The organism is Bacteroidota bacterium (assembly GCA_034723125.1).
GTDB lineage: Bacteria > Bacteroidota > Bacteroidia > CAILMK01 > JAAYUY01 > JAYEOP01.
In genome coordinates this window covers 1-2,349 of the sequence record JAYEOP010000364.1, presented here as the reverse complement: position 1 = coordinate 2,349, position 2,349 = coordinate 1, and the positions used below count along the sequence as shown (strand labels likewise).

General features: G+C 28.9%; 2 protein-coding genes. One reads left to right on the top strand and one right to left on the bottom strand.

What is annotated here, in order from left to right; genetic code table 11:
- Positions 1-4 precede the first annotated feature (4 nt).
- On the bottom strand, positions 5-1,477 hold the full coding sequence (locus U9R42_09780) for a GWxTD domain-containing protein (GenBank protein ID MEA3496309.1): 1,473 nt from the start codon (positions 1,475-1,477) through the stop codon (positions 5-7).
- Positions 1,478-1,484: 7 nt separating this feature from the next.
- Here U9R42_09780 and U9R42_09775 point away from each other — a divergent pair, with 7 nt between their 5' ends.
- Complete coding sequence (locus U9R42_09775; protein MEA3496308.1) at positions 1,485-2,120, top strand: WbqC family protein; 636 nt, start codon at positions 1,485-1,487, stop codon at positions 2,118-2,120.
- Positions 2,121-2,349 lie beyond the last annotated feature (229 nt).

The following is a 2,349-nucleotide window of genomic DNA, read 5'->3' as shown; positions in this document are numbered from 1 at the left end:
CTTTCTACCAATTAAAATCATCTTCAAGATAATCTCCCCAAATGTTATCCTTGAAATTATTGTTGTGGTTGAATTTATTTATTACTTGTTTCCAATTCTCGTTTTTGGGTTCTCCCGTTGCATCAGAATGTAGTAATTCAAATTCATCTAATGCTCCTGTGCGATTAAAAAATACAAACTTTTTATTTTGTTGTGTTTTTGAAAGGTGATAGTATTGCCAAATTTGGTAAGGGTAGGCAATTGATGCATCTTTCGATTCAATAATGTGATTTGGTTTACCGTATTCCATAAACACTCTTCCTCTGTCGGTAAGATATCCTTTTCGTAATTGAGTTCCGAATATTTCGTTGGCAGTGTTTGATTTTTTCAAATGTGTCAACCAAGCTCTTGCCGGATCAATGGAATCTCTTACTATCCAAAATTTGTATAAAAAATTAACAGACGAAGCACTGTCTTCATGTTTTTCAAGATATACTGCGGTTTGTAGTTCTTTTCTGGTAGAAATAAAATAGAGGTAATCAATATTGTTTTTGAGTTCGGGATAAGTATATGAGGATAGTAATTTTTTGAAAAACTTTATTTTATCTATTTCGAGAGTATAGTCTTTTTTGCTTTTTTCAATAATTGAAAAAGAAGATGTTTTTGTGGCAATTTTTTGATTTTTGGTATTTAGAATTTCTACAACTAATTGATATTGCCCGAGTGATAAATCTTTTATTTGTATTGTTCCATTTATATAATTCAAATCAAGTGTTAATTGTTTTGTTAAATTAGCAGTAGAATACAAAACTGCCGAATCTTTTATTAAATAATATTTTGCATAAAGAATTTTGCTGTCAATAAAATCTTTTGCATTGTAAAATTCAACATAAAATTGTAGGGAATTTTTATTGACGTAATAGAAGTTTGTTACATTTGGAATTACCTTTTTTCCGTTTCGTGAAAATTCATTTGTTTCACTATATTGATATATTGTGTCAGCAAGTTCAATGGTAGAAAAATCAATGTTTTTGTGAGGAAAAGAAACAGCTATTTCTGAATTAAAATTGGTTTGATTACCTTCCTCATTATTGTCGGAAATATTGATTTGTAATGAATAGTTTCCATAAGGCAAAACGTATCTTTTTAATTCAAGTAAAGCAAGATTTGTATTTTTATTACCCATAAGTTCAGGGCTTAACAAATTATAAAAATCAGTTAAAACAATTTTATTATTTTGTAAAAACGAAATTTCAACAGACAAAGAAGCTTGAAATTTTGCGTTTTCATTTTCTGTTAGAGAAATTGTAGAAACAGGAATTTTAAAATACAATTCAACATAGCCTGATTTATCGTCTTTTTTAAAAACACTATAATTAAGATGAAGAACAATTGATTTTGACACAAGAGGAAAAAGCCAAAGCAATACAAGAAAAATTAATAATAATTTTAAATTTAACCCTTTATTCAACTTTGTATTTTTCACATTATTTGCCATTTTTTGTATGAAAGCTTTATTGATAGAACCACATTATTTCCCAAATATACAATATTTCTCAAAAGTTTTTAATTACAATGAAATTATTATTGATGATTTAAGTCTTTTTGAAAAGCAAAGTTACAGAAATAGAATGAAAATTTTAGGTGCCAACAAAGTTTTGTCGCTAATTGTGCCTGTAAAAAAAGATAAAACAAAAATGAAACTTAAAGATGTGCAGATTGATTATGGGATAAATTGGCAAAAAGACCATTGGAATTCAATCATTTCCGCATATAACAAATCACCGTTTTTCCTTTTTTACATGAATGATTTTGAAAAATATTTTAACAGAAAAAAGAATTTTTTAATTGACCTAAATATTGAAATAATTTTGAATTTGATAGAAATTCTTGAGTTGGATACTAAAATTAAATTGCTTTCCGAAACAGATGTTAGTAGGGGAGAGTTTGATGATTTAAGAAATAGTATTCATCCTAAAAAGAAACTCAATAAAAGTGATAATAGTTTAAAAACCATTGAATATCAACAAGTGTTTAGTGAGCGATTTGACTTTATTCCAAATTTAAGTGTTGTTGATTTACTAAGTAACAAAGGACCGGAGGCGGTACAAATTCTGATGGAGAGTGTTGTGGTGAAATAACATAGCCTGGCTTATTGGATATCTTAACCGAAAAGTATCCAGTTAAAGGAACAAAAACACAATTATTTTTTTCTTTTATCTAATGAACCGCCAAGTACAGCCTGTGCCGAATGCTTTCGTAAGACCCGCTTGGTTTATGTCCCGAACAAAAGGTGCGGGATAAATTGTGAGAGCTGCACTTTGTTAGCCGTTTTTTAACGAAGGAATACTTGTCCGGAGGGATCAGCCG